Genomic DNA, 26137 nt, shown 5'->3' on the forward strand with positions numbered 1-26137 from the left:
ACCGAAAATAAGCAGTGCTTAGCGACGCCCCCACCACCCCAACCACAGCCTGTGGAGAACTAGCTCTCGCGAGCGGCCCCCAGGGCTGAATTGCTGTTCCCCTGTGGATAACGTCCCTTCGCGCTCACCGACGAGTGGCGGAATGTGGTAGTGGAGGCTGACTGTGAGCGTGTCGGGCTTGAAGCTGGGTCAGCTCACCGCACCAACCGCCCATCGCGCCGCCCCCAACCTTTCGCACCGACTCGTTGCCAACGGCCTTACGCCCTTCGCATCGCCCCACCAATGAACACCGCCCTTTGCGCTCACCGAAATCAAGTTTCGACAATATGTGGCGCTTACGGTGAGCGCGAAGGGAGGGTAAGGGGCGCGGGGTGGTGCGAGATTAGCTCACAACGCCCTTTGCGCTCACGGGGCGAGTTGAAGTGGCGCTCTGGTGGTCGATGGTGAGCGCGAAGGGAGGGAAAGAGGCGCGGGGTGGTGCGGGATTAGCTCACAACGCCCTTTGCGCTCACGGGGCGAGTTGAAGTGGCGCTCTGGTGGTCGATGGTGAGCGCGAAGGGAGGGTAAGAGGCGCGGGGTGGTGCGGGATTAGCTCACAACGCCCTTCGCGCTCACGGAGCGAGTTGAAATGGTGCTCTGGTGGTCGCTGGTGAGCGCGAAGGGAGGGTAAGACGCGCGGATTGGGGAGGGGAAGGGGAGAGAACTGCAGGGGGGGAGAGGAGAGTTGGGGAGAGAACGGCAGTGAAAGTGGTAATAGGAGAGAGAAGAGAGGAGCAGGGTAGCTAGCGGGCTTCTAGCTCGGCGGCGGTAGGCAGCGGGAGGCGAGCCGTGGGGGCGATGCCGCGAGCCTTGGCGTTGATAACACCGGCGATGGCGAGTACCGCGAACATGGAGGCGGCGGAGAGGAGTTGGATGCGGGCGGAGGCGTCGGTAAGCATGAGCACCGCAATGGCAGCAAAGAGTGCCAGGGCGAACCACGTGAGGTAAGGGTAGGCCCACATGCGCACGGGCAGCGGGTGAATGGCCTCGAGCTGGCGGCGCAAGCGCAGCTGGCTCACGGCGATGAACACCCACACGATGAGCAACGACGCGCCGGCCGCGTTGAGCATGAAGGACAAAAGCCAGCCCGTATCGGCGTAATTCAGCACGACCATGACCACGGACAACGCCACAGAGAGAGCAATGGCGGCCGTGGGCACGCCGCGGCGGTCAGTCGAAGCGAAAAGCTTGGGAGCCTCACCGCGTGAGGCCAGCGAATGCATCATGCGCGAAGAAGCGTAAATCTGCGCGTTGAAGGCAGAGAGCAGCGCGAGGACGATGACAACCTCCATGATGACCGCAGCACCTGGGATGCCAGCGCGGTCGAGCACCATGGTGAAGGGGGATTCGGCAGCGGACTGCGCGGAACCGAGCGAGGAGTAGGGCAGGAGGAAGGTGATGACGAGGACGGAGCCAAGGTAGAACACCGAAATGCGCGTAATCGTGGTGCGCACAGCGTTAACGAGGGACTTTTCTGGGTCCTCGGACTCGGCAGCCGCGATGGCGACGACCTCGATGCCGCCGAAAGCGAAGGCCACGGCAAGCAGGCCCGCTGCGACGCCACCGAGGCCGTTCGGCATGAAGCCATCTTCCAAGAAGATCGACGTGCCGATAAAGGAGTGGCCGGGCAGGAGGCCAAAGACGAGGAGCGCGCCAATGATGAGGAAGAGGACAATGACGGCGACCTTGATGAAGGCGAACCAGTACTCGAACTCGCCAAACATGCGCACGCGCAGCAGGTTAATGAGGCCGAAGAGCGCGACGCAGATGGCAGCAGGGATCCACGGTGGGCAGTCGAACCACGCGCCGATAAAACCTGCGGCGCCGGTGATTTCGGCACCGAGGACTGCGACAGTGGCGAGCCAATAAATCCAGCCTTGGGTAAAGCCTGCCCAGCGACCGATGCCGTGCTCCGCGTACTCGGAGAAGGAACCGGAGGCGGGGATGACCGTGCCCATCTCACCAAGCATCTGCATGACGAGGATAGCAAGGAAACCAGCGATGAGATAGGCCAACAGAACGGCCGGGCCGGCGGCGGAAATGCCCACACCGGTACCCAGGAAAAGGCCCGCGCCAATGGTGGAACCGAGGCCCATCATAGTGAGATGGCGGACCTTCAGGCCGCTGCCGAGCGAGCGAGTAGAGGAATCGTTTTGAGCAGTCACCTCTAGCATTCTAGGCAGCCACTCGCGGGATTTGGGCAAAAGGGGAGATTTTGGCCGAGCCTGAGTAGTGGCGGATCGCACAAGGCCCCGCAGAGCGGGGCCTTAGGGCAGTAAAGATTAGTTCTTGTGCAGGTCCTCGTTGAGGGCCACAGCCTCCGACTTCCAGTCCACGGCCTCGACGGCGCCGGTGGTGGAGTTGCGGCGCAGCAGCACGCCCGAGACACCAGAGAGCTGAGAACCCTTGACGGTCTCGCCCTCGGCAACATCGAGCGCCTGAGCAATCTTGCCGAAGACGGCGATCTTGGTACCTGCGGTGACGTAGAGGCCGGCTTCGACGACGGCGTCGTCGCCAAGCGAAATGCCAATGCCGGAGTTAGCGCCGAGCAGGCAGCGCTCACCGATGGAGATGACCTCCTTGCCGCCGCCGGACAAAGTACCCATGATGGAGACACCGCCGCCGATATCGGAGCCATCGCCCACGACGACGCCCGCAGAAATACGGCCCTCGACCATGGAAGCGCCCAAGGTACCAGCGTTGAAGTTCACGAAGCCCTCGTGCATTACCGTGGTGCCCTCAGCCAAGTGAGCGCCCAGGCGAACGCGGTCGGCGTCACCAATGCGCACGCCGGACGGGACAACGTAGTCCACCATGCGCGGGAACTTATCGACGGAGTAGACCACGACCGGGCCGCGGGAGGCGAGGCGGCCGCGGACCATCTGGAAATCAGCAACCGCGCAGGGGCCGTAGTTAGTCCAGACCACGTTGGCCAGCTTGCCAAAGATGCCATCGACGTTCAGGCCGTGCGGCTTGACTGCGCGGTGGGAAAGCAGGTGGAGGCGCAGGTAAGCGTCGTACGTATCGGCCGGAGCCTCGTCCAGATCCTTGATGGAGGTTTCCACCGCAATGCGGGCCACCCCGCGCTCTTCATCCGGACCAACGAGTTCGGCGAACTGCTGCGGAGTCTCCTCCAAGCGCTTGGTGCCGCTGGCATCTACAGGGGTATCGAGGTGGACTGCTGGGAACCAGACGTCCAGGACGGTGCCGTCGTGGGTAATGGTTGCCAGGCCACGTGCGGAAGCAGTAGTCATAGCGTCACACCCTAGCAGCTACACGTCTGAGTGTCGCTTCTTCCTACCCGGTAGTAGGTAGAAGATAACAATGAGCCCGGCCGTGAGGATGAGGACGGCGATGACTTGGTTGCGGGCGGAGGCGTCGAAAAGCATGAGCAACGTCAAGCCGACAAGGGCCAGGACGGTCAGCCACGGCAGCCACGGGTAGCCCGGAACGCGCAGCGTGGTGAGCTCGCCATTGGCCTTGAGTTGGGGATGCAGCCTGATGTAGGAGGCCACGATGAAGCACCAAATCACGAGGAGGCAACCGCCCACCGCGTTAAAGAGGAAGGCCAAGAGCCCCGGCGGATTCCAGTACTGCAGCACCACCGACGCGAAAGCGAAAATGATGGACAGCAGCACCGCGAAGATGGGGGAGCCGGAGGTGTTGGTCTTCAAGAAGACGTGGTGGGCGCTGTGGTCCTTGGCCATGTCGTAGACCAAACGGGAGGTGGCGTAAATCTGTGCGTTGAACGCAGAGAGCAGCGCGAGGGCGATAACAACCTCCATAAAGCCGGCGGCAAAAGGAATCTGTGCTGCGCCCAAGACGAGGGTGAAGGGCGAATCGGCAGCCACGTCGGCATCCTGGATGGAGCTGAAAGGCAGAGCCATCGTGATAACGAGGATGGAGCCGATGTAGAAGACCATGATGCGCACGATGATGGCGCGGACGGCAGTGGCCACGTTGTGGGCGGGGTCCTCGGATTCGGCCGCGGCAATCGTCACCAGCTCAATTCCGCCGAAAGCAAAGGCCACGGCCAAAAGGCCAGCAGCAAATCCCGGCCCGCCGTTGGGCAGGAAATTCTCCGTAAAGTTGTGGCCGGCCACGGAGAGGTCCATACCGGGCAGGATGCCCAGAGCCATGAGCACACCGACGCCAAGGAAGGCGACAATGGTGCCCACTTTGATGATGGCAAACCAGAATTCAAACTCGCCAAAGCCGCCCACGGCCGCAAAATTGACCACCGCAAAGAAGACCACGGCGACTAGGGCCGGAATCCACGGATCCACGCCAAACCAGTTGGAGATGATGGCCGCGGCGCCGGTGATTTCAGCGCCCATGACCATGACGAGCATGAACCAATAAATCCAGCCCAGGGTAAAACGCGCCCACGGGCCAAAAGCTTGGCCCGCGTAGGTGGAGAACGCTCCGAGGGAGGGGCGGGCAGCGGCCATTTCTCCGAGCATCCACATCACCAAGGCGATGAGGGCGCCCGCTACTGCATAGGAGACGAGGATAGACGTGCCGGAGACCTGGATTCCCAGTCCTACGCCGAGAAACAGCCCCGCACCCACCGCCGAGCCGAGGCCCATCATGGTGAGGTGTCGGGTTTTGAGTTGTGTGGCCGCAGCCATGTGAGATCACCTTCAACAACGTTGATTATTTGCAACGGGAAGTACTTTACGCAATGCACTAACTGACGGGGAACGCTAGCATGGCGGGTTGTGACTTTAAATCTCTTCGCCGACCCCATTGAGCTCACCAAGGCACTGGTGGATATCCCCAGTCCCTCTCACCACGAGGAGGCTATTGCCACTGCCGTCGAGGAGGCCCTGCGCGGCCTGGACCAGAGCGAGGTCGAGGTTGAGCGCTACGGCAATACTGTCTGTGCCCGCACCAATCGCGGTCTGAAGACTCGCGTCGTGCTCGCTGGGCACATCGACACCGTGCCGCTGGCCGATAACGTGCCTCACTCCATGTCTGAAGATGGCACCACCATGTATGGCTGCGGCACCGTGGACATGAAGTCCGGCATGGCCGTCTACCTCAACGCGTTTGCGCAGCTCTATGACGCAGAGGAGCTTAAGCACGATCTCACCGTCATCGCCTACGAGGGCGAGGAGGTGGCCACCGAGTTCAACGGCTTGGGCCATCTGCAAAAGGATCACCCGGAGTGGCTGCAGGGAGACCTCGCGCTGCTGGGCGAACCTTCCGGCGCCATGATCGAGGCCGGTTGCCAGGGCACCATTCGCCTGCGCGTGACAGCACAGGGCACCCGAGCGCACTCGGCCCGTGCGTGGCTGGGCTCCAATGCCGCCCACACCTTGGCCCCTGTGATGATGAACGTGGCCAACTACCAGCCGCGCGAGGTGGAGATTGATGGCTGCACCTACAAGGAAGGCCTCAATATCGTGCACCTCGAATCCGGCGTGGCTACCAACACGATTCCGGATGAAGCCTGGATGTTCGTCAATTTCCGCTTTGCCCCGGACCGCACCGCGGAGGAAGCGTTGGCGCATATGAAGGAGGTCATCGGCGAGCACGAGAACGTCAGCATCGAGGTCGATGACATCGCCAGTGCCGCCCTGCCGGGCCTGGGACAGCCGGCGGCACGTGCGCTTGTCGACGCCGTCGGGGGCAACGTCCGCGCCAAGTACGGCTGGACCGACGTCGCCCGCTTCTCCGAGATGGGGACCCCAGCCGTTAACTTCGGCCCCGGCGATCCGGGCTTTGCTCATAAGAAGGACGAACAAGTCCTCGTTGAGCAGATTACCGAGGTTTCTCACGCTCTCTTGAACTACCTGAAGGGATAATTCACCATGACCCCTGAGCAAATCCGCACTCTCCGCGGCCCACTGCTCGTCCGCACCGCCGGCGAGCAATCCTCCACCTTCGACCAGCGCCTTCTGCAGTCCGGCGCGGATCACGAATGGCAGCATGCTGATCCGTGGCGCGTCCTGCGCATCCAGGGCGAGTTCGTGGATGGTTTCGATGCTCTGGCCAAGCTTCCGAAGGCCGTGACCGTCTTTGGCTCCGCGCGGTCGCGCGAGGAGGATCCGATCTACCGGCTTGGTGTGACCGTCGGCAAGCGCTTGGCGGAGGCCCAGTACGCCGTCATCACTGGTGGAGGTCCCGGCGTTATGGAAGCGGCCAATCGCGGTGCGCACGAGGCCGGTGGGCTCTCTGTGGGCCTGGGCATCGAGTTGCCCCACGAGCAGGGCCTTAACCCATACGTCGATCTGGGCTTAAACTTCCGATACTTCTTCGCGCGCAAGACCATGTTCCTCAAATACTCCCAGGCCTTCATCTGCTTGCCCGGCGGCATGGGCACGATGGATGAATTCTTCGAGGTCATGTGTATGGTTCAGACCGGCAAGGTCACCAACTATCCCATCGTGCTGATGGGCACCGACTACTGGTCGGGCCTGGTGGAATGGATGAAGCGCACGCTGGCGGATGGAGGTTTTATTAACCCGGAGGACCTGGATCTTTTCCTCGTGACCGACGATCCGGATGAAGCCCTGGCCCACATCGTGGCGGCGCACAAGGTGATGTCGGATAAGCGCATCCGGGAGCAGGAGGACAAGTGAGCCCCCAGCGTGGTCTGGCCCAGGTCATGGCGATTGTGAACCGCACGCCGGATTCCTTTTATGACAAGGGCGCTACCTTCGAGCTGGACCCCGCAGTGGAGCGAGGGGAGCAGGCGCTTGCCGACGGCGCCTCCATCATCGACATCGGCGGAGTCAAGGCCGGGCCGGGAGAACATGTCGACGCGACCGAGGAAATCGAGCGCGTCGTGCCTACCATCGCGGAGTTGCATCGCCGCCACCCGGAGGCGCTGATTTCGGTGGACACGTGGCGCGCAGAGGTGGCCGAAGCCGCGATTGCGGCCGGCGCCGGTCTGGTCAATGACACGTGGGCAGGCTGGGACCCAGAGCTCATCGAGGTCGCCGGCGACAAGAAGGTGGGCTACGTGTGCTCCCATACCGGTGGAGTGGTACCGCGTACCCGCCCGCATCGCGTGCACTTCGATGATGTGGTGGCTGACGTTATCGCAGAAACCACGCGGCTGGCCGAGCGAGCCGCAAGCCTCGGGTGCCCGGAGGAACTGACCTTCATCGACCCCACGCATGACTTTGGCAAGAACACCTTTCACGGCTTAGAGCTGTTGCGCCGTATCGACGAGGTTGTCGCCACCGGATGGCCGGTGCTCATGGCCTTGTCCAACAAGGATTTTGTGGGCGAGACCCTCGACCGCGCCGTGGACCAACGCGTGGCGGGCACGCTGGCGGCGACGGCGTGGTCGGCTGCGCGCGGCGTGGCCGCCTTCCGCGTACACGAAGTGGGGCCGACACTCGACGTCATCCGCATGACCGCTGCCATCCAGGGCGAGATGCAGCCCTTGGCGACGACCCGCGGGTTGGCATGAAAGTTTCCGTCATTATCCCCGCGCTCAACGAGGAGTGCACCGTGGCGCACGTCGTGCGCGCATGCCTAGCCGATGAACCCCACGAGGTGCTCGTCATCGATGCGGACTCGAGCGATGAGACTTCGGCTGAGTCACAGGCAGCAGGAGCTCGGGTGCTCAACTGGCGGGAAATCCTGCCTGAGGAGCCCCGACCCGGCAAGGGCGAATCCCTCTGGCGCGGCGTGGCGGCAGCTGAGGGCGACATCGTCGTCTTTATTGATGCTGATCTTGAATCCGCTGCTGCCGGAATGGTCTCCGCGCTTACTGAGCCTTTCATCGATCCGCACATCCAGATGGTCAAGGCGCGCTACCAGCGCAGTTTTCAAGGAAAGCCCACTGGCGGCGGGCGTGTGACTGAGCTAACCGCCAAGCCGCTGTTGCGGCAGTTCTTTCCGGAGCTCGCGCACATTGACCAGCCTCTCGGCGGCGAATACGCCTTAAGGCGCGCGGCTGCCATGGAGCTGCCGTTCGTGGAAGGATACGGGGTGGAAGCGGGGCTGCTGGTGGACGTCGCCAAGCGCTATGGCCCCCACGCCGTCGCCGAGGTGGACCTGGGCACCCGTGCACACCGCAACCGCCCGCTGGAGGAGCTGGCGCCGATGGCGGACGTGGTGGCGCGCACGATCCTCTCGCGCGCCGGCGTCATTGGGGCGGTGCCGCAGCGACCACCACTGATGGGTAGGATTTAGCGCATGATGTCCTGGATTTTGCTCATCGTTGTCCTCATTGCGCTCATCATCATCGGTTCATGGGCGTGGGGCAGCATTGTCGGCCGCGGCACCGTTATGGATACCCCAGACGAAGCCGTCGATGTCGACGCCGAAAATCTCCGCGCCTTGGAAGAGGGCCGCTTCGATGACCTGCGCTTTGACGTGGTTCCGCGTGGCTACCGCCAGGACCAAGTCGACGCGCTCATTGCTGCAGTAGAACGCCGTCTGACTGCTCCGCACGGCTCGTCTGCTGTGCCCGCGAGCGTAAACGCGCCGCGTGAGTCTGAAAAAGGGCTAGACTAGAAGGACGTTATAACAAAAGTCGAAGGAGACTCACTATGGCAGCGATGAAGCCACGTACTACTGGTGGAGAGATGGAAGCAGTAGAGGAGTCCCGCAAGATCGTCATGCGTATTCCTTCTGACGGGGGTGGCCGCATTGTCATCGAGCTCAGCAAAGAAGAAGCCGCGCAGCTCGGTTCACTCCTCGTCGAAGTTTCTAGCTAGTCTAGGAACATGCTTTCACATATCGTCGATATTCTGGCCGATCCCGCCGATGGCAGCGCCCTCACGGGCGCGGATGACTTTGCTCGCCTCGTCTCGGAGACCGGCCATTCCTATGATGTGGCCAAGCAGGGCTATGTCACGCTGGCGGCCGGTGCTGGACTGAAGCACCAGGGTGATGATGCCTCCATGGTGACTGCACGTGAAACCTACCTCGCCATGGGCCACTTTGCGCCCTTCGTGGAGGCAGTCACCGGCGCTGTGCAAGATTCCCTGGAAACCCAGGACGAGGCCAGCTATGCCGCAGGTCTGGACGAACATACCGCTCCCACTCTCCTCGAGGTGGGTGCCGGAACTGGTTACTATCTAGCCCATACCCTGGACTCTATTGAAGGTGCACGGGGAGTCGGGCTCGACATTTCCACGAATGCTGCCAAGCATTTGGCCAAATCCCACGAGCGCGTGGGTGCCGTGGTGGCGGATGTGTGGGAGCGTCTGCCTATTCGCGATAACTCGATTCACGCCATCTCCGTGGTCTTTGCCCCGCGTAACCCGGCGGAATTCCAGCGAGTCCTGGCTCCCGGCGGCGAGGTCATCGTTCTGACCCCGCAGGCAGGCCACCTGGATGAGCTGCGTGAGCCACTCGGCATCCTGGGCGTGGAAGAGGGCAAGGTGGAGCGCCTCTACGCCCAGGCGGAGGGCTTCTTAGAGCAGGCAGCTGAGCCGGTGGATATTTCTTTCCCTATTATCTTGGACAAGGCGTCGATTGCCGCCCAAGTAGGAATGAGCCCGTCGGCGCGCCACATTAGCCCGGAGGAGCTGGCAGAGCGTATGGCCGCCCTGCCGCAGTCCCTAACCGTGACGGCACACGCGCGCCTGGACCGACTGCGTTCGGCGCCCTAGACGCCGAACGAGCTAATCACATTAGGAGCGCTTGGATCCCTTACGGTTCCAGGACTGCTCAATAATGGCCTCACCGTCTGTGTCGACTTCGATGGCGGAGCAGCCACCCTCGAAGTAGACGCGGGAGCTCATGGCAACGAGGCCACCGTCGACGAAGACCTCCACGCTCGCACCATCCTGAATGATGGTGAGCGTGTCGGAATCTCCCTCCGCCAGTGGGGCCACGGCTGGAGCGGAATCCTTGAAGTAGTGATCGAAGGCCTTGGACATTGAACGGTCCACGCTGATTTCGTCACCAGTGTGGCGAATCACGACGGCTGGCTCACCGGAGCCATCAAGCAGCGTCACGGTAACGCTGGAGTTTTCCGGAACCTCGAGAACGCCGGTCCAGGACTGCGCGTAGTCAGACAGCTTGACCGCATCCGGCAAACCCTGGGCCGGGGTCTGGTAGAGCACCCCGCCTTGGAGCGTCACCGCACGAGGCAACGACAGGCTGTTCGCCCAGCCCTCGGCTTCCCATGTTGGGTGCTTGGACGCATCATCACCGCGACCATTGCCGTTGAGCAGTCCCAGAATGACAGCGCGGTCATAGCGGCGCTCCTGGGCAATCGTGCCTGTCGTAGTGTTGGTGTTGCGCGGACGGGAGAAATCGTGGCCGAAGTCCACGCGTTGGAAACCCTTGGCCACGGTGAACTCGGTGCCGTCGAGGCGCCCCACGATGTAGCCGGACACGTCACGGCCGGCGCGCTCCAAAGTGACGAAGAGGACGTCGTAGATTTCTCCGTCTACTTCGTCGCGCAGGCGCACCAGACGCGGCGACACCACCGGCGGGATGGGGGAGGTGGCCGGGACTTCGCCCTCATTAAACCCTGGGTCACCGTTGAAACTCAGCCTGCCCAGCAGGGACCAGGACTCTCCATTAGGGCTCTCGAGGATGACCGGGACGGGGGCATCGGCATCACCGGTCAGGGCTAGCATGAGCCAGCCATCGTGGCCTTCCTCGCGATCCTCCTTGGCCCAATCAGGCACCACAGACGGCGAGCGGAAGCGGTCAAAGTCAGTATGAGCTCCTACAGCTTCCCCGAAGCGGACCACGCCCGGGTCCAAGGCAGTCGGGTCATCAGAGACGACACATTCGTCGGCATAGTCGGTATAGCGTGCCAAACGCACGCTGGTGCCCACGGACGTTACGGATGTGAAATACAAGTTGAGAGCATCCTGACCTTCCGCCACGGAGCCAGCGCGCAGGGAAAGCTCACCGCCGACGGGGGCTAGGACATCATCGCAGTCCAGCCACGCGAACGGCGTTTCTTCGGAGAAGGTGTGTCCCCAGCGGGCCGGTTGGCCGGGCTCGGGGCGGTATTGGTGGAACAAGTGCCACGTATCACCATCGCGGACGATGCCGGCGGGCGCATCGAGGATACCGCTATCGGGGACGAAATGAATTTCTGGTCGGTGTTGTTGGGGTTGCGTCACGGCAGTCCTTCCTACATCAACGAGCGGTAAATGTCCACGGTCTGCTGCGCGATCGTGGCCCAGGAGAACTCACGAATTGCGCGTTCACGGCCGACAGTGCCGAAGCGTTGCGCCAGCTCAGCGTCCGCAGCCACACGGTTGACCGCAGCGGCAATATCAGCCTCAAACGAGGCTTCATCGGCAGCGTCAAAGTGCACCAGGACACCGGTCTCGCCGTCGACGACGACCTCCGGAATGCCGCCGACATCAGAGGCCACAACGGCCGTGCCACAGGCCATAGCCTCCAGGTTGACAATGCCCAGCGGCTCGTAAATGGAGGGACACACGAACACATCCGCGCCGGAGTACACCTGTTTAATTTCTTCGCGGGAGAGCATCTCCTTGACCCAAAACACGCCATCGCGCTGCGCACGTAGCTCGTCGACGAGGGCCTCAGTCTCTGCGGCAATTTCCGGGGTATCCGGAGCGCCCGCACAGAGCACGAGCTGGATATCCTCATCGAAGCTCTGCGCGGCTTTAAGGAGGTGCTTCACGCCCTTCTGCCGGGTAATACGGCCCACGAAGGCAGCGATGGGGCGCTGCTTGTCGACGCCCAACCTATCCAGCACCGGCGCCTCTCCCGGTTGCCAGATCTCAGTGTCGATGCCGTTAAGGACGACGTGGACCTTGTCGGCAGAAATACGCGGGTAGGCCTCGAGGATGGACTCTTTCATGCCGACTGAGACCGCAATGACGGCGTCGGCGTATTCCATGGCATTCTTCTCTGACCACGAGGAGATCTCATAGCCTCCGCCGAGCTGTTCCCGCTTCCACGGGCGGTGCGGTTCCAAGGAGTGTGCGGTGACAACGTGTGGGATGCCATAGAGGCGGCCGGCAAGGTGGCCACCCAAACCGGTGTACCAGGTGTGGGAGTGGGCCACGTCGATGTCGGACGCTGCGTTAGCCATGCGCAGTCCCGTGGACAGGGTCTGGATCGCAGCGTTTGCCTCAGTGTCCTTCAGTTCAGGGTCGACTCCATGCACAAAGACGTCCTCTTCATCGCGCGGGGACCCCATGCAGTGAACAGAAACGTCAATAATGTCACGCATAAATCGGGTCAGCTCCGCAACGTGCACACCCGCTCCGCCGTAGATTTCCGGCGGGTACTCCTTAGAAAAAATTCCGGCTCTCATACCCTCCCAGAGTACGGATCTTCCCCTGCGCGCGCAGAAGGTCAGCGAAAGGGCAGTAGTAGGGCAGTAGTAGGGCAGACGTGATTCTGCGCGACCCCGATGGCGGGGGTGAAAACCTGCATCTTTTCCCTGCAGAATGTGGAAAAACTCGTTAGATTGGGTGTCGTGAGAAGCCTTCCTAACGTCCTTGCCATTGTCCTCGCCGGCGGCGAGGGAAAGCGCCTCTTCCCCCTGACTGAAGACCGCGCTAAGCCCGCCGTTCCGTTTGGTGGTTCCTACCGCCTCATTGACTTCGTGTTGTCTAACCTCGTCAACGCCGGTTTCTTGAAGATTGCCGTGCTGACTCAGTACAAGTCCCACTCCCTGGACCGCCACATTTCCCAGGCGTGGAACTTGTCGGGGCCGACACCGCAGTTCATTGCCTCCGTCCCGGCCCAGCAGCGCCGCGGTAAGCGCTGGTACAACGGTTCGGCCGATGCCATCCTGCAGTCGTTGAACCTGATCTATGACGAGAAGCCGGATTACGTCATCGTCTTCGGCGCGGACCACGTCTACCGTATGGATCCGGCTCAGATGGTGGAGGAGCACATCGCTACGGGTCTGGACTGCTCTGTCGCGGGTATTCGCGTTCCGCGCTCGGAAGCGACCGCCTTCGGCTGTATCCAGGCAGACGGCATGGGCACCATCACGTCCTTCGTGGAGAAACCTGCTGACCCGCCAGCTACTCCGGATGACCCGAACATGACTTATGCGTCGATGGGCAACTACGTCTTCACCACCGAGGCCCTCATTGAGGCCCTCCTGCAGGATGAGAAGAATGAGGAATCTGCCCACGATATGGGTGGTGACATCATCCCGTACTTCGTGGAGCGCCAGCAGGCGCACGTCTATGACTTCATGTCTAATGAGGTCCCCGGCTCCACGGAGCGCGACCATGGTTACTGGCGTGATGTCGGTACCATCGATTCCTTCTATGAGGCGCATATGGACATGATTTCCGTGCACCCCATTTTCAATCTGTACAACCGCTCATGGCCAATTCATTCCACGGATGATTCCAACTTCCCGCCGGCCAAGTTCGTGCAGAACGGTATTGCCCAGTCCTCGATGGTGGCCCCTGGCTGCATTGTCTCCGGTGGTACTGTGCGCAACTCGGTGCTGGCTTCCGACGTTCACGTGGCCGACGGTGCGACGGTCGAAGGATCCGTCATTCTCCCCGGCGTGCGCATCGGCCGCGGTGCCGTGGTGCGCCGCGCCATCTTGGACAAGAACGTCGTCGTGAGCGACGGCGCCATTATCGGTGTGGACCGTGAGCGCGATGAGCAGCGCTTCAAGGTCTCCGATGGCGGCGTGGTCGTCGTGGGCAAGAACGAGAAGGTTTAACTCAGTCCACACCGCGACCCCAGACCGGAACCAGCTCCCGATTAAGTCCAAAGGGAGGGCGCAAGGACAACAATCCCGGCCTCTTCACCCCACGCAAGGGGGGAGGAGAGCCGGGATATTTATTCGCCTTGGTGAGTTAGAGCTTGGTCACGAGGGTGAGCCCCGCACCATAAGGCAGGCGGGTGACGGCCGCGCCTTCGAGGGAACGCGCAATTTCGTCGGCCTCACGGGCAGCGGCGGTGTCGCGGTCAGTGCGCGAGCTATCAGCCACGGTGCCATCCAGCAGCGAGTTCGCGAGCACCAACGTGCCGTGCTGGTGTAGGAGCGGCCAGGCGGCCTTCACCAGCGCGGGCATGTCGAGGGCAGGTACCTCGGCGTAGATGACCTGGTAGGTGTCGTTGGCCAAACGCCCCATGATGTCGAGCGGACGTGAGGGCAGGAAGCGCCCGCGGCTAGAGGAGTAGCCGGCATCGCGGAAGGTCTGCTTTGCGCTGGCTTGGTGCTCAGCTTCCGGATCAATACAGGTGAGAATGCCGTTCTCCGGCATTCCGGCGAGTAGGTAGAGACCCACCACAGAGGCCGCCGGGGTAATTGCAACCGCCTGGGGGCGCGACGTCGTTCCAGAGGAGACGGCCGCCAGGGTGCTCAGTAGCTGTCCGGTGGATTCATCCGGAACCGGCAGTCCGTATTCCTCTGCGTGGGCGCGGGCGCTGGTGAGCGCTTCCGATACCTCGCTGGTGGATTCGATGAAAGATCGCAGTGCGTCATAAGCAGTAGTAGTCACAGTGAAAACCATAGTGAAAGGACCGTGGCTGTGGGACAAGAATCGCGCAGGATGCAGTGCCCAATGTGACGCGAGTAGCGCATGAAACCCGTGGTATGGATTCACAGGGTGCTCACAGTACTGTGGCTGGAGTTTCCGTGCTGTCTATAGAAAGATGATGGTCATGACAAAAAAGCAGCGCGAGAATGTACCCCCGCTCAGCTCTGAAGAACAGATCAGCACCGTCGAAGAGCACACTGCTGAAGCTGAAGAGCTTACGGGTACTGCCGCGTTCGATGCCGGTGAAGCCGATATGCCCTCGTGGGGCGAGCTGGTGGCCGAGCATGCTGATGGTGTCTACCGCTTGGCGTACCGCCTCTCCGGTAACCAACACGATGCCGAAGACCTGACGCAGGAAACCTTCATGCGCGTCTTCCGCTCTCTGGATAAGTACCAGGCCGGTACGTTCCAGGGTTGGCTGCACCGCATCACCACTAACCTCTTCCTCGATATGGTGCGCCACCGCTCCAAGATTCGTATGGAGGCCCTGCCGGAGGATTACGAGCGCGTGCCGGGCACCGACATGACACCGGAGCAGGCCTACTCGGTAGCCAACTTGGACCCGGCGCTGCAGTCGGCGCTGGATAACCTGGCTCCGGACTTCCGTGTCGCCGTGGTTCTCTGTGATGTCGTGGGCATGAGCTATGACGAGATTGCCGAAACCCTCGGCGTAAAGATGGGTACTGTGCGCTCCCGCATTCACCGTGGCCGCTCCCAGCTACGTGCCGCACTGGAGAAGGAGGCACAGACCAACGCGGACACCCGCAGCCTCTTGCGTACGCGCTAAAGCTAGACTTGGCCAACAACTAGCCCCTCGGCAGAGGGGCTGCCCAAAGATTGAGGACGAAAGGAGAACGTTTCGTGGAGTCGCTAAATGACAAGCCCCACGAGCGTTCCCTTTCCTTGCCCGGCATCTTTACGGAGGCACAGGCCAAGGTTCGTGACAAAGCTAAGGCTCGCGCACAGCGCGCGGACACCATCGGGCACTTGGGTCCAGAAGCCATCGTGGCCTTCGTGGATGGGGAAATGCCCGCCAAGTACGCTCACCGCGTCCGCGTCCACCTCGTGCACTGTGCCGAGTGCCGCGCCGAAATCCACCACCAGCGCAACGCCTCCGAGTGGGTACGTGAATGCAGCGTGGAATCGCACGTGCGGGCCCCGGAATCCCTCATGGCCAAACTGACCGGCATCGCCCACCAGGGAGCGGGTCCAGGTCCTGATGCGGAGGAACCTGCCTGCCAGCCGCGCCAGGACTTCTTGGACAAGGTGGAGATGGTGATGCGCGCCATTAAGCACAATCAGCGCGGTTGAGTTGGGGGGGTGTTCCTATATAGTTTGTCAACCTCGCGGGTGGATTAGCCGGGGTTGATTTTTCAGCCGGGGTTGTTTGGCCGTGTTGTTTTCTGGCATGGCTGTTAGCCGACTGGGGTTTCCCAGTCGGCTGTTTGGTTCTTGGGGTTTAGGCTGCTTTGACTTCCTGTGATTGGTCGGGATCGCGGTAGTACTCGTGGTTGCTCATCATGGCGTATAGGACGTTGAGCCGTCTGCGGGCTAGTGCTACGACTGCAGCGTTGTGTCTCTTGCCTTCACGGCGCTTTCGTTCATAGAATTGCCGTGAACGCTCGTGGAATCTGATGGATGCAAAAGATGATTGCCATAGGGCGTTCTTTAATTTTTTATTGCCAGCTCTGTTCAGTGAGTTCGACATGATTGAGGTTCCGGACTGATTCGTTCGGGGTGATAAGCCAGCGTAAGAGGCTAGGTGCGCAGCTGTCGGGAAGTCGGACATGTCGCCCGCGGTCATGAGAATTTGGGCAGCCGTCTTCGGCCCGATTCCTGGCATGGATAGCAGGATTTGAGTGTGGGGGATGTCGTTGATGAGCTCGATGACTTCCTGCTCGATTTGTTTGCGGTGCTCGAGCTTTAAAAGCGCGTCCTTCGCCGACATTGCTACGCCCATTTCGGCATATTGTGCACCAGCAATGGCGACTGTTTGCTCAGAGATGGCAGCGAATATGGCATCGATGACGGGCTCGGGATTGCGTGCCTTATAGCGTCGAGCGAAGGCAGCTGCTTTGGCTTTTCCGAGGCGCTTTATCTTGGTCGGCCCGCCGTAGCGTGCAAGTAGGTGCAGAACCCATTTGCGGTGGATCACCTGGCCGCGAAGGGCTTGCTCGAATTGCGGGTAGCAGCCAACTAGTGCACTTCGAATCTGATTGATGAGCCTGGTGTAGGAGCGCGCTAAGTCTTCGTCGATGCCGTTGAGGACTTTCAACTGGAGAAAGGCTTCTTCGACGCGGTCGACACTGCGGAGGGATTCCGGAAGGTTCTTTGCAGCGTGGGCGATGATATATGCATCCCGGATATCAGTTTTGGCATTACCAGCGTGGATACGTGAGAGTTGACGCATAGCCAAACCTGGAAGGTAGCGCACATCGATTCCGATATCTTGGGCAACCGCGACAGTTAGTCGCCCAATGTTATTGGGCTGGTCCACGACGACAAGGACCTTGTGGTCGTTTGCGCTAAACGTTGAAAAGAGTGTGCGCAGGGATTTTTCGTTTTGGTTGATACGCTTTGATAGCACTTGGGCGCCGTCGATATCTAAGACGCAAGCGTGGTGAAAGTATTTGCCAACGTCCATGCCGATGACATAGTCGTAGGTCATGCCAGACCTCCTAGCGAATTGAACGAGTATGAGACTTATTTCATCGCTGGTGGTCGGACATACTTCACGCTGGCATCCACATTACTTGAGACCTCACACATCCTGTGTGGGTCAGGTTCCTATTAGCAGTCTGGAGTATGTCACTGCCTTCGGCGGCATCACCCCCCGGATCATTTTCAGACAGGGACGAAAACAAGCCATACCGAAGCCAGCGACTAGTTCCGCTGCCACAAGGCAGAAGGAACGCAGATAAACATAGCCTGCCCCAGCATGGGGCTAGGAGTACGAATCCTGGGCTCCTTCAAGCGGAACTGCTAACAACGTAATGGGGAGTACTCGTGCTCAGTGAGCGCGGCATGCTCGTCCCAGATTCTGCCGGCAAAGTGGTTAAGATAGTCTCGTGTTTTCCTCAATCGGTTGGCTGGAGATCATCACTATTGTTCTCCTTGGCCTCGTCATCATTGGTCCGGAGCGCCTCCCCGGCGTGATAATGGACGTGCGTGCGGCCATCTACGCGGCGCGTAAGGCCATCAACAATGCCAAAGCGGAGCTCAATGGTGAGATGAACGGATTGGGTGCGGAATTCGATGACCTCCGCGTTCCCTTAAGTCAGGCGGCGGAATGGACGCGCTTGGGTCCGCGTGGCGTTATTACTAAGGCGCTTTTCGACGGCGACGATTCCGCCTGGGATGACTTCAATCCGAAGAAGATGGCGGAGGACATCAAGCACAGTACGGACCCTGCGCAGAAGGACATGCCGTCTCCTGCGGCCCAGACCGGGCAGGCGCCACAGCAGACCGGTGGGCCACAGCCGGCCACGCAGAATCCGCACGAGCAGCACTCACAGCAGCCAGGCCGGCCAACGTTCGATTATTCCCAGATTTACGCCGACCCCAACGCCAGCGCCCCTGAGACAGAGCAACCCCCGCGCGGCGGGAATGCATCCACCGGCGGGGGCAGCGTCTCCTGGGAAGACGTCACGTAACCGTGACGGTCTAGCTTTTAGGGGGACGGACTAGCTTTTACGGGTCACGCCTAGGCCGAGCTTCTTACCCACGAGGGAATCAGAGCGCACGGCGATCGAGTCTGCGACGGAGTTGATGGCCTGGGTGGCAGGAGAATCAGGGGCCTTGAGGACGATGGGCGTTCCCTCGTCACCGGCTGCGCGCAGGGCAGGGTCCAGTGGGATGGAGGCCATCAGCGGAACGTCGTGGCCCAACAGCACGCTGAGGCGCTCAGCGACGACCTGCCCGCCGCCCTCGCCGAAAATGTCCATGGTGGAACCATCTGGCATCACCATGGCACCCATGTTTTCGATGACGCCGGCAACGCGCTGGCGAGTCTGCTGGGAAATGGAACCGGCGCGCTCGGCTACCTCAGCAGCCGCAGCCTGCGGGGTTGTCACGATGAGCAGCTCGGCATTCGGGATGAGCTGCGCTACCGACAACGCGACGTCACCGGTGCCCGGCGGAAGGTCGAGGAGGAGAACATCTAGGTCACCCCAGAAGACATCTGCGAGGAACTGCTGGAGTGCGCGGTGGAGCATGGGCCCGCGCCAGACGACGGGTGCATTGCCCTCCACGAATTGCCCAATGGAGATGTGCTTGATGTCGTGGGAGATGGGGGGAAGCAGCATTTCGTCGTCAAGCACGGTGGGGCCCGCCGTAGAGCCGAGCAAGCTGGGAACGGAGTGGCCATAAATGTCGGCGTCCACAATGCCGACCTTGAGACCCTTCTCCACAAGTGCAGCTGCCAGATTCACCGTGACGGAGGACTTTCCCACGCCACCCTTGCCGGATGCTACGGCGAACACGCGCGTGGTGGATTCCGGCTTGGCAAAAGGAATCTCTGGCTCGGCCTGTCCACCGCGCAGCTTCTGCTTCAGCTCTTGGCGTTGCTCATCGCTCATCGGCGTCATGGAGATAGAAATCTCACCCACGCCGTCTAACTCAGCGACGGCAGCGCGAGTGTTGGATTCGATGGTGCTCTTCATCGGGCAGCCGGCGATGGTGAGATACAGCTCGATGTCCACATCCGCACCGTTGACGGCAACGGACTTCACCATGCCGAGCTCAGTGATGGGACGGCCGATTTCAGGGTCGTCGACGCGCTCAAGCGCGGAACGAACAGCAGATTCAGTAATTGCGCTAGTCATAACTCGCACCAGTCTAGTCATCCTCCATTGAGGAGAGCCACACAGCATGAGTGCTACGGGGTGTGTAAGATTCAGCCAGACGCTGCAGCTGAGCGCTGTAGCCGCTGAGTTGTGACATGTTGTGCTTCATGTCCTGCGCCTTGTCCGGTAGAAGAGAAAGAATGCGCCAGATTTTGATGCCTCGCCTTGCTGCACGTTCCCGAACCTTTTCTCGCGTTGTTGGGGTAGCGGTGGTGGGGATAATGGGGGCGTCGATCAGCGCTTGCTCCGGGTATGAACCCCATCCGGACCCGCAACCATTTGCGTCTTCGCCCATTACCATCATGATTGACCCAACGTCCCACAAACAGCGCGTGCTGGCGGAGATCTACCGCCAGACTTTGCTTGACGAAGGACGTGCGGTCACTGTTTCCCAGGATCCCATGGTGGTGCGGCGGGGCAATGGACATTCTGGCGGTGTGAGCCGCACCGGCAACTTCTTTGTTGGCTGCACGGGTGAGTTCTTGAACGTTTTCAACCCAGCGGAGGCCCGCTCGATATCGAAGGACTACGTGGCCGCCCAAGATAAGGGCACAAAGGACGTAGATTTCTTGGAGCGCGCACACATCGCGCTCATGGCGTCGATGCCGCCAGAGCTATCCGTCGTGGAACCCGCCGGTGCACAAGGCTGCCCGAACTCCACACCGGAGCTGCCGCAAAACTACGTCGTGGTGTACCAAGACGGCCTGTTCAATCGAGATGAGAAGTTGGAAGTGGCTTCCTTCACCAAGTTCCTTACCGCACAGGACCTCGACGAGGTAGTGCAGGACGTTAAGGATTCCGAGGACTTTGAGTCGGCCGTACGTGCTTGGATGGAGGCCAACCTCCAGCAAAACCTTAACGAGGAAGGCGACTCCAATTCCTCCGGCGGATCAGATTTGGTGCACGACGAAAAATAGGCATCCAGTCGGGCTCGGAAATGTGGAGAAATTAATAAAATGTTATTGGTTGCAGTTTTCCACAAATCGCTGGTTAAACGAAAAAACTGTTGTGTTCTTTAGGGGGAGGAAGTAGGATCTTTTGGTGTTGCTCTGCCTATTGCCGTTAATTCTCTCGGGCAGTTGTGGGGAAACTTTTTAACATGCCCCGGTGCTGCTCTGTTCTCACTGGGGCGAGGCAGAATGCTGCATTGGAAAGGACATAATCGAAGGAGTTCGACCCAACGCCGTACTTCCCGCAGGGGAGTAGCCACTCTCTCTGCCATCACTCTCGCTCTCAGTGGTCTCAGCATCACTTCTTTTAACTCGGTGGCCCCAGAGGCTTCCGCTGAATCGTTTACCGGCGGCATCCGTGATAAGTCCGGCGCGGTAGAGAAGGACGCCCAGCAGGCGTCCGACCTGCCGGCCGGTTCATGTGTTGTTGAGAGCGGTGAGAGGAGCGGAAGTCAGGCAGGTTTCAGCTGGAGCACCCTGGAGCCGAGTAAGTCCAGCCTCGACAGAAAGCTTGGGGCCTGAGCGTCGCCTTTGATAACTCGAAGGACCGCACATTCGCCGATTGGTACTTCACCAATACGGGGAACCTTGGCGCATTCTTGAATACCGTCGAGGTGCCTTCCATGGAGGCCGGCCAGACCTTCCTTGACAAGAGCGTCACTCACAAGGCCGACGAAAACATCAACATTACTGCTAGTGGTCGCATTCTACGGAACTTGAATATCTACGCAGAGCTGACCGATGAGAAAGTCAAGCAGTTCGCTTCGGCCTCTGGTGATCACCCTGTACGTTACGCCTGGCAAAGCAACTACAAGCGGGACAATCCTGATGGTCTGAACGCGACCCTGGGGCCCAGCGCTGCTTTTGGCGCTACTGTAAACCCGTGGCCGAGCGAGAACATCGAATGTAACCCGATCACGGTTTCGTGGGAGAGTCAAGAAAAGCTGGTCATTAGGCCCGGCGAAGAGCTCAAAGTCGGCAAAATCAATGTCCCGGCTGTGAAGAATGGTGGCACGGATGATTCCCTGTCCCGCATGGTCGTGGAGGCTTACGACGCGCAGGGTAACTTCATTGGCACAAGCGACACCGGTGCTTCCGGAGGTGGTGCGTCGAGTGTACGTATTGATCAGACCACCGGCGAAATCTTCTACACCATGCCGAAGTACAAGGGCACGGACCTGAGCGACCAGCAGGGCATGCGCTTTAGCGCGCTTGCTAAGCCCCGTACCGTCGAGCAGTTGCAGGCTGCGGTTGAACACAACAATAGCGGTGCAGGCAGTGCATTCGAAAGCTCCAACTCGCTGACCCGCTACAACCAGGCGAACGTTATCGCGAACCACCAGTGGAGCTTCGACGACACCCAGTTCCACGACCAATGTTGAGTCCAAGGATGTTCAGCCGAGCCAGAGCGACAACACCAGCCGCTACACTGGCAAGTCCCCGAGCACCACGGATTCCAAGAAGAGCACCAACTCTGGCTTCCTGGCTAACACTGGTGCGAACGTCTTGGGTCTGCTGGCCGCAGGTCTGGCACTCATTGCCGGTGCCGCACTGCTGCTGCGCCCTGGTCGCCGCCGCAAGGAGTCCTAGAACTACCTAGGACCCTGGGGCCAATTTGGCACCCTAGGCCACGGCTACTGAGGCCGTGAAGAAAACGCCCGAGCACAACGCTCGGGCGTTTCTTGTTTTGTCTATTTGGCACTCTGGTTACCGAGGTGATGCTAGTACTTCTATCCGTGTGGCGTGGTGGCGAGGTTGCGGCTGGGAAGCCACCAGTTCATTCCCGTTCCGGTGGATAGGGCGGCACGGGAACCTTCTGGCTTTGATGTAGCTTCCGCGCAACGTTGAGAGCGCAAAAAATGAGCACGATAGGCGGCGCAACGAGGTCGGTTGAAGGGCTATCGTGCTCATTTTTCGCAGGCGGGGAGGGAGAGAATGATCCGAAGAAGGATCCCTAGGTTCCAGCCGGGGCAGAAGGCATAGCAAAGGCCCCAGCCGCCACTGCTCGGGGAGAGGTGGAAAGACCGGGGCCTTGGAAGGGCCTAGACGCTACTAGATGTCGAATGCCTCTTCCAGCAGGTTCTTCTGCTCAATCTGGTGAACCTTCGCGTTACCGGTTGCAGTCGAGGACTGCGAGCGACGGGAGACGCGGACCAGCTCCGGCATATCCGGGATGAGCTCACGCAGGTGCTCGTTGTAGAACGGCCACGGACCCTGGTTGGCCGGCTCGTCCTGAACAAAGCGAACCTGCTCAGCGTTCGGGTAGGACTCAAAGGCCTCACGCAGGCGGTTGAACGGAATCGGGTGAAGCATCTCCACACGCACGATGGCGATGTCATCGCGGCCATCGGCTTCCTTCTTCTTGGCCAGCTCCCAGTAGAGCTTGCCGGAGACCAGCATGATGGTCTTGACCTTGTCGGCGTCGCCCACCTTCTTACCGTTGATGTCGAAGAAGTTCGGGTCGTTGATAACGGACTGGAACTTCGTGACCTCGGTGAAGTCGGATACGGAGGAGGTCGCAGCCTTGTTACGCAGCATGGACTTCGGGGTGAAGACGACCAGCGGGCGCTTCATCTCACCGAGGGCCTGGCGGCGCAGCAGGTGGAAGTGATTGGCCGGGGTGGATGGCTGGGCCACGGTCATGGAGCCCTCAGCGCACAGCTGCAGGTAACGCTCGATGCGGGCGGAGGAGTGGTCCGGGCCCTGGCCCTCGTAGCCGTGCGGCAGCAGCAGGATCAGGCTGGAGAGCTGGCCCCACTTGGCCTCACCGGAGGAGATGTACTCATCGATGATGGTCTGAGCGCCGTTGGCGAAGTCACCGAACTGTGCCTCCCAGGCCACGACGGCATCCGGGTTACCCACGGTGTAGCCGTACTCGAAGCCCATGCCGGCGAACTCGGTCAGTGCCGAGTTGTAGACCATGAACTTACCGCCGTTGCCCTTGGACGTAGCCAGGTGAGCAACCGGGTTGTACTCTTCGCCGGTGGCTGGGTCGAAGGCCACAGCGTGGCGCTGGGTAAAGGTACCGCGGCGGGAATCCTCACCGGCGAGGCGAACAACCTTGCCGGAGTTAGCCAGGGAACCGAAGGCGATGAGCTCGCCCCAACCCCAGTCGATGCCGCCTTCGCGGGCGGACTTCTGGCGCTCCTTGGCAACCTTGCCCACACGCTTGTGGTACTCGAAGCCCTCCGGCGGGGTGCCGTAGGCATCGCCAATCTCCGCCATCTCCTCGGCGGTGATGGAGGTATCCAGACCGCGGGTGAGATCCTGGGAGGAAGTAATACCGGTCTGCTCCTTCGGGCCGGCCTTCTCCGCTTCCTTATGCTCAGCGAAGACGGACTCCATCTGGTCATGGAAGTCACGTGCAGCTGCCTCTGCTTCTTCATCAGACAGGTCACCGCGGCCGATGAGCTCCTCGGTGTAGCGCTCACGGACGGACTTGTGGTTGTCAATGATGTCGTAGAGCCGCGGCTGTGTCATGGACGGATCATCAGCCTCGTTGTGGCCGCGCAGGCGGTAGCACACGAGGTCAATGAAGACGTCCTTGCCAAAGCGGCGGCGGTACTCAGTGGCGAGCTTACCTACCCAAACAACAGCCTCCGGGTTGTCGCCATTGACGTGGAAGACCGGGCAGTCGAAGCCCTTGGCCAAGTCGGTGGCGTAGTGCGTGGAACGGCCGGAATCCGGGGTAGTGGTGAAGCCCACCTGGTTGTTGACCACAACGTGGACCGTACCGCCGGTGGTGTAGCCACGCAGCTGGGACAGGTTGATGGTCTCCTGCACCACGCCGAGGCCGGTGAAGGAAGCATCGCCGTGGAGCATGATCGGGACAACGGTGTGGCCCTCCGGGCCCTTGTCCAGGATGTCCTGCTTAGCGCGGGCAATACCTTCCATGACCGGGTCAACGGCCTCGAGGTGAGACGGGTTAGCAGCGAGGGTGACCTTGATTTCCCCATCGCCGAACATCTGCAGGTGCTCGCCCTCAGCACCGAGGTGGTACTTCACGTCGCCAGAGCCGCCAAGCTGGCCGCCCTTGTAGTTGCCATCGAACTCACCGAAGATATCGGCCAGCGGCTTGCCCACGATGTTAAAGAGCACGTTGAGGCGGCCGCGGTGCGGCATACCGATGACGACCTCGTCAAGATCCTGGCCAGCGGCAGTGTCCACGATGGAGTCCAGCAGAGCGATGAGGGACTCAGCACCCTCCAGGGAGAAACGCTTTTGGCCTACGTACTTGGTCTGCAGGAAGTTCTCGAATGCCTCGGCAGCGTTGACCTTCTGCAGGATGTACTTCTGCTCAGAGTTGGACGGCTTCGGCATGCCGGCCTCAATCTGCTCCTGCAGCCAGCTGCGCTCATCGCGGTCCAGGATGTGGGTGTATTCCGAGCCCACCTTGAGGGTGTAGGCGGAGCGTAGGCGAGTAACCACCTCGCGCAGTGTCATGGTCTCCTTGCCACCGAAACCACCCACGTTGAAGGTACGGTCCAGATCCCAAATGGTCAGACCGTGAGTAGACAGGTCGAGGTCGCGGTGGTCCGGCCACGGCAAGCCCGGCTGCTTCCAACCCAGCGGGTTGATGTCAGCAAGGAGGTGGCCGCGGGAGCGGTAAGCCTCGATGTACTGCATGACGCGAGTGTTCTTATCGACGCCCGTGTTAGGCACGTCAGCAGCCCAACGGAAGGGCTGGTAGGGAACACCCAGGGACTCGAAGAGCTCGTCCCAGAAAGCATCATCCAGAATGAGCTGGCCAATGGTGCGCAGGAACTCACCGGACTCCGCGCCCTGAATAACGCGGTGGTCGTAGGTGGAGGTCAGAGTAACCAGGCGGCCTACGCCCAAGTCAGCCAAGCGGTCGGCGGAGGTGCCAGCGAACTCAGCCGGGTAGTCCATGGAACCGACACCAATGATGGAGCCGGAGCCCTTGGTCAAGCGGGCGATGGAGTGGCGGGTACCGATGCCGCCCGGGTTGGTGAGGTTAATGGTGACGCCGGAGAAGTCATCCATCGTCAGCTTGTTCTTGCGGGAACGGTCAACGATGTCCTGGTAGGCATCGATGAACTCGGCAAAAGTCTTGTTCTCTGCTTCCTTAATGGCGGCAACCACGAGGGCGCGGGAGCCATCCTTCTGCGGAAGGTCAATGGCCAGGCCCAGGTTGACGTGCTCCGGCTGAACCACGGTGGGCTTGCCGTCCTGAATCTCGTAACGCACGTTCATGTCCGGGTGGATCTGAACGGCCTTAACCAGGGCGTAACCCAGGATGTGGGTAAAGGAGATCTTGCCTCCGCGGGTGCGCTTGAGGTGATCGTTGATCATTGCGCGGTTTTCCCACATGAGCTTGACCGGGATGTCGCGGACGGTCGTAGCGGTGGGGATCTCCAGGGATTCGTCCATGTTCTTGGCAATTGCCTTGAACATGCCCTTGAGCACACGGGAGCCGGGCTCCGGGGCGTCCTTGATGCGGTCGAGCGGGGACTCCGACTTCTTCTGATCCGCCTTCGGCTTCGTCGCCGAAGACTTCGAGTCGCTCGGTGACTTAGCGCCAGGGGCAGCAGGGGACTTCTCTGCAGGTTTAGCGGCGGAGCTTGCCTTCTTCTGTTCCGGTTTCTGTGCCGGGGCAGAAGCCGTGGAGCCAGAGGCCTTGGCGGAGGCCTTGGGCTGTGCGGCCTGCTTGGGAGCCCCGTTAGCCTCAAAGTAGTCACGCCACTCCTTATCTACGGAGTTTGGGTCCTTTGAGTACTGCTGGAACTGTTCGTCAATCAGCCACGCGTTCGGGCCGTAGATGCTCGATTTGCTCACGGCAGGTGTTCGCCTCTTTCTGTGCTTTAAAGTTTGTCTTTAATCGACTGTAGTAGGCCATTCCATGGGCGCG

Annotated in this window: 24 protein-coding genes; 14 read left to right on the plus strand and 10 right to left on the minus strand. The window is 60.7% G+C overall.

Going from position 1 to position 26137, the window contains the following annotated elements:
* Positions 1-782 precede the first annotated feature (782 nt).
* From I6J26_RS11250 to I6J26_RS11260, 3 genes are all read right to left on the minus strand, one after another.
* Positions 783-2213: an amino acid permease gene (locus I6J26_RS11250; protein WP_115021662.1), complete on the minus strand. Its 1431-nt coding sequence runs from the start codon at positions 2211-2213 to the stop codon at positions 783-785.
* Positions 2214-2321: 108 nt separating this feature from the next.
* The gene (dapD, locus tag I6J26_RS11255; protein ID WP_115021663.1) at positions 2322-3293 is read right to left on the minus strand and encodes a 2,3,4,5-tetrahydropyridine-2,6-dicarboxylate N-succinyltransferase; all 972 of its coding nucleotides are present in this window, start codon (positions 3291-3293) and stop codon (positions 2322-2324) included.
* Between the two features lie 18 nt (positions 3294-3311).
* Positions 3312-4670 (minus strand): amino acid permease, encoded by a 1359-nt coding sequence (locus I6J26_RS11260; protein ID WP_115021664.1) that lies wholly within the window; start codon positions 4668-4670, stop codon positions 3312-3314.
* A 90-nt stretch (positions 4671-4760) separates the two neighbouring features.
* On the opposite strand from I6J26_RS11260, the gene dapE reads away from it, so the two are divergent.
* Genes dapE through I6J26_RS11295 form a run of 7 tightly spaced genes read left to right on the plus strand, consistent with a single transcriptional unit; the run spans position 4761 to position 9620 of the window.
* Positions 4761-5849: a succinyl-diaminopimelate desuccinylase gene (gene dapE / locus I6J26_RS11265; RefSeq protein ID WP_115021665.1), complete on the plus strand. Its 1089-nt coding sequence runs from the start codon at positions 4761-4763 to the stop codon at positions 5847-5849.
* A 6-nt stretch (positions 5850-5855) separates the two neighbouring features.
* Positions 5856-6626 carry a TIGR00730 family Rossman fold protein gene (locus I6J26_RS11270; protein WP_115021666.1) on the plus strand — a complete coding sequence of 257 codons (771 nt, stop codon included), beginning with the start codon at positions 5856-5858 and terminating at the stop codon, positions 6624-6626.
* 26 nt (positions 6627-6652) lie between these two features.
* Positions 6653-7465, plus strand: a complete 813-nt coding sequence (gene folP / locus I6J26_RS11275) for a dihydropteroate synthase (protein ID WP_181815440.1) — start codon at positions 6653-6655, stop codon at positions 7463-7465.
* Positions 7462-8193 carry a glucosyl-3-phosphoglycerate synthase gene (locus I6J26_RS11280; protein WP_115021668.1) on the plus strand — a complete coding sequence of 244 codons (732 nt, stop codon included), beginning with the start codon at positions 7462-7464 and terminating at the stop codon, positions 8191-8193. The genes folP and I6J26_RS11280 overlap by 4 nt, the downstream gene beginning before the upstream one ends.
* A 3-nt stretch (positions 8194-8196) precedes the next feature.
* Positions 8197-8517: a DivIVA domain-containing protein gene (locus I6J26_RS11285; RefSeq protein ID WP_052319686.1), complete on the plus strand. Its 321-nt coding sequence runs from the start codon at positions 8197-8199 to the stop codon at positions 8515-8517.
* A gap of 35 nt (positions 8518-8552) precedes the next feature.
* The gene (locus tag I6J26_RS11290; RefSeq protein WP_070537056.1) at positions 8553-8720 is read left to right on the plus strand and encodes a DUF3117 domain-containing protein; all 168 of its coding nucleotides are present in this window, start codon (positions 8553-8555) and stop codon (positions 8718-8720) included.
* A gap of 9 nt (positions 8721-8729) precedes the next feature.
* Positions 8730-9620 (plus strand): methyltransferase domain-containing protein, encoded by an 891-nt coding sequence (locus I6J26_RS11295; RefSeq protein WP_115021669.1) that lies wholly within the window; start codon positions 8730-8732, stop codon positions 9618-9620.
* 21 nt (positions 9621-9641) lie between these two features.
* Here the strand turns inward: I6J26_RS11295 and I6J26_RS11300 are convergent, their stop codons facing one another.
* Both I6J26_RS11300 and glgA read right to left on the minus strand, forming a co-directional pair.
* Positions 9642-11096: a GH32 C-terminal domain-containing protein gene (locus tag I6J26_RS11300; RefSeq protein ID WP_115021670.1), complete on the minus strand. Its 1455-nt coding sequence runs from the start codon at positions 11094-11096 to the stop codon at positions 9642-9644.
* A gap of 11 nt (positions 11097-11107) precedes the next feature.
* Positions 11108-12268: a glycogen synthase gene (glgA, locus tag I6J26_RS11305; RefSeq protein WP_115021671.1), complete on the minus strand. Its 1161-nt coding sequence runs from the start codon at positions 12266-12268 to the stop codon at positions 11108-11110.
* A 165-nt stretch (positions 12269-12433) separates the two neighbouring features.
* On the opposite strand from glgA, the gene glgC reads away from it, so the two are divergent.
* Positions 12434-13651, plus strand: coding sequence for a glucose-1-phosphate adenylyltransferase (glgC, locus tag I6J26_RS11310; RefSeq protein ID WP_039674867.1), 1218 nt, complete (start codon positions 12434-12436; stop codon positions 13649-13651).
* Between the two features lie 136 nt (positions 13652-13787).
* Here glgC and I6J26_RS11315 read toward each other — a convergent pair whose 3' ends face one another.
* A complete protein-coding gene (locus I6J26_RS11315; RefSeq protein WP_115021672.1) occupies positions 13788-14435 on the minus strand; it encodes an O-methyltransferase in 648 nt (215 codons plus the stop codon).
* A 163-nt stretch (positions 14436-14598) separates the two neighbouring features.
* On the opposite strand from I6J26_RS11315, the gene sigE reads away from it, so the two are divergent.
* Both sigE and I6J26_RS11325 read left to right on the plus strand, forming a co-directional pair.
* Positions 14599-15261, plus strand: coding sequence for an RNA polymerase sigma factor SigE (gene sigE, locus I6J26_RS11320; RefSeq protein WP_115021673.1), 663 nt, complete (start codon positions 14599-14601; stop codon positions 15259-15261).
* Positions 15262-15335: 74 nt separating this feature from the next.
* On the plus strand, positions 15336-15785 hold the full coding sequence (locus I6J26_RS11325; protein ID WP_115021674.1) for an anti-sigma factor family protein: 450 nt from the start codon (positions 15336-15338) through the stop codon (positions 15783-15785).
* A gap of 148 nt (positions 15786-15933) precedes the next feature.
* Here the strand turns inward: I6J26_RS11325 and I6J26_RS11330 are convergent, their stop codons facing one another.
* Positions 15934-17142, minus strand: a complete 1209-nt coding sequence (locus I6J26_RS11330; protein WP_070672735.1) for an IS110 family transposase — start codon at positions 17140-17142, stop codon at positions 15934-15936.
* Between the two features lie 400 nt (positions 17143-17542).
* On the opposite strand from I6J26_RS11330, the gene I6J26_RS11335 reads away from it, so the two are divergent.
* A complete protein-coding gene (locus I6J26_RS11335; RefSeq protein ID WP_115021675.1) occupies positions 17543-18127 on the plus strand; it encodes a Sec-independent protein translocase TatB in 585 nt (194 codons plus the stop codon).
* Positions 18128-18157: 30 nt separating this feature from the next.
* Here the strand turns inward: I6J26_RS11335 and I6J26_RS11340 are convergent, their stop codons facing one another.
* Entirely contained in the window at positions 18158-19297 is a 1140-nt protein-coding gene (locus tag I6J26_RS11340) for an Mrp/NBP35 family ATP-binding protein (RefSeq protein ID WP_181815357.1), read from the minus strand.
* A gap of 13 nt (positions 19298-19310) precedes the next feature.
* Positions 19311-19613 carry a hypothetical protein gene (locus I6J26_RS12960; protein ID WP_239121791.1) on the minus strand — a complete coding sequence of 101 codons (303 nt, stop codon included), beginning with the start codon at positions 19611-19613 and terminating at the stop codon, positions 19311-19313.
* Between the two features lie 7 nt (positions 19614-19620).
* Between I6J26_RS12960 and I6J26_RS11345 the strand changes: the two genes are divergently transcribed.
* The 3 genes from I6J26_RS11345 (at position 19621) to I6J26_RS13015 (ending at position 21858) form a co-directional block, all read left to right on the plus strand.
* Positions 19621-20235, plus strand: coding sequence for a hypothetical protein (locus tag I6J26_RS11345; protein ID WP_239121792.1), 615 nt, complete (start codon positions 19621-19623; stop codon positions 20233-20235).
* Between the two features lie 551 nt (positions 20236-20786).
* Positions 20787-21650, plus strand: a complete 864-nt coding sequence (locus I6J26_RS11350; RefSeq protein WP_309473139.1) for an adhesin domain containing protein — start codon at positions 20787-20789, stop codon at positions 21648-21650.
* A 100-nt stretch (positions 21651-21750) separates the two neighbouring features.
* A complete protein-coding gene (locus I6J26_RS13015) occupies positions 21751-21858 on the plus strand; it encodes a hypothetical protein (RefSeq protein WP_115021679.1) in 108 nt (35 codons plus the stop codon).
* Positions 21859-22320: 462 nt separating this feature from the next.
* Here I6J26_RS13015 and I6J26_RS11360 read toward each other — a convergent pair whose 3' ends face one another.
* Positions 22321-26064, minus strand: a complete 3744-nt coding sequence (locus tag I6J26_RS11360; protein WP_115021680.1) for a multifunctional oxoglutarate decarboxylase/oxoglutarate dehydrogenase thiamine pyrophosphate-binding subunit/dihydrolipoyllysine-residue succinyltransferase subunit — start codon at positions 26062-26064, stop codon at positions 22321-22323.
* Positions 26065-26137 lie beyond the last annotated feature (73 nt).

This window comes from Corynebacterium minutissimum (assembly GCF_016889765.1).
GTDB lineage: Bacteria > Actinomycetota > Actinomycetes > Mycobacteriales > Mycobacteriaceae > Corynebacterium > Corynebacterium minutissimum_B.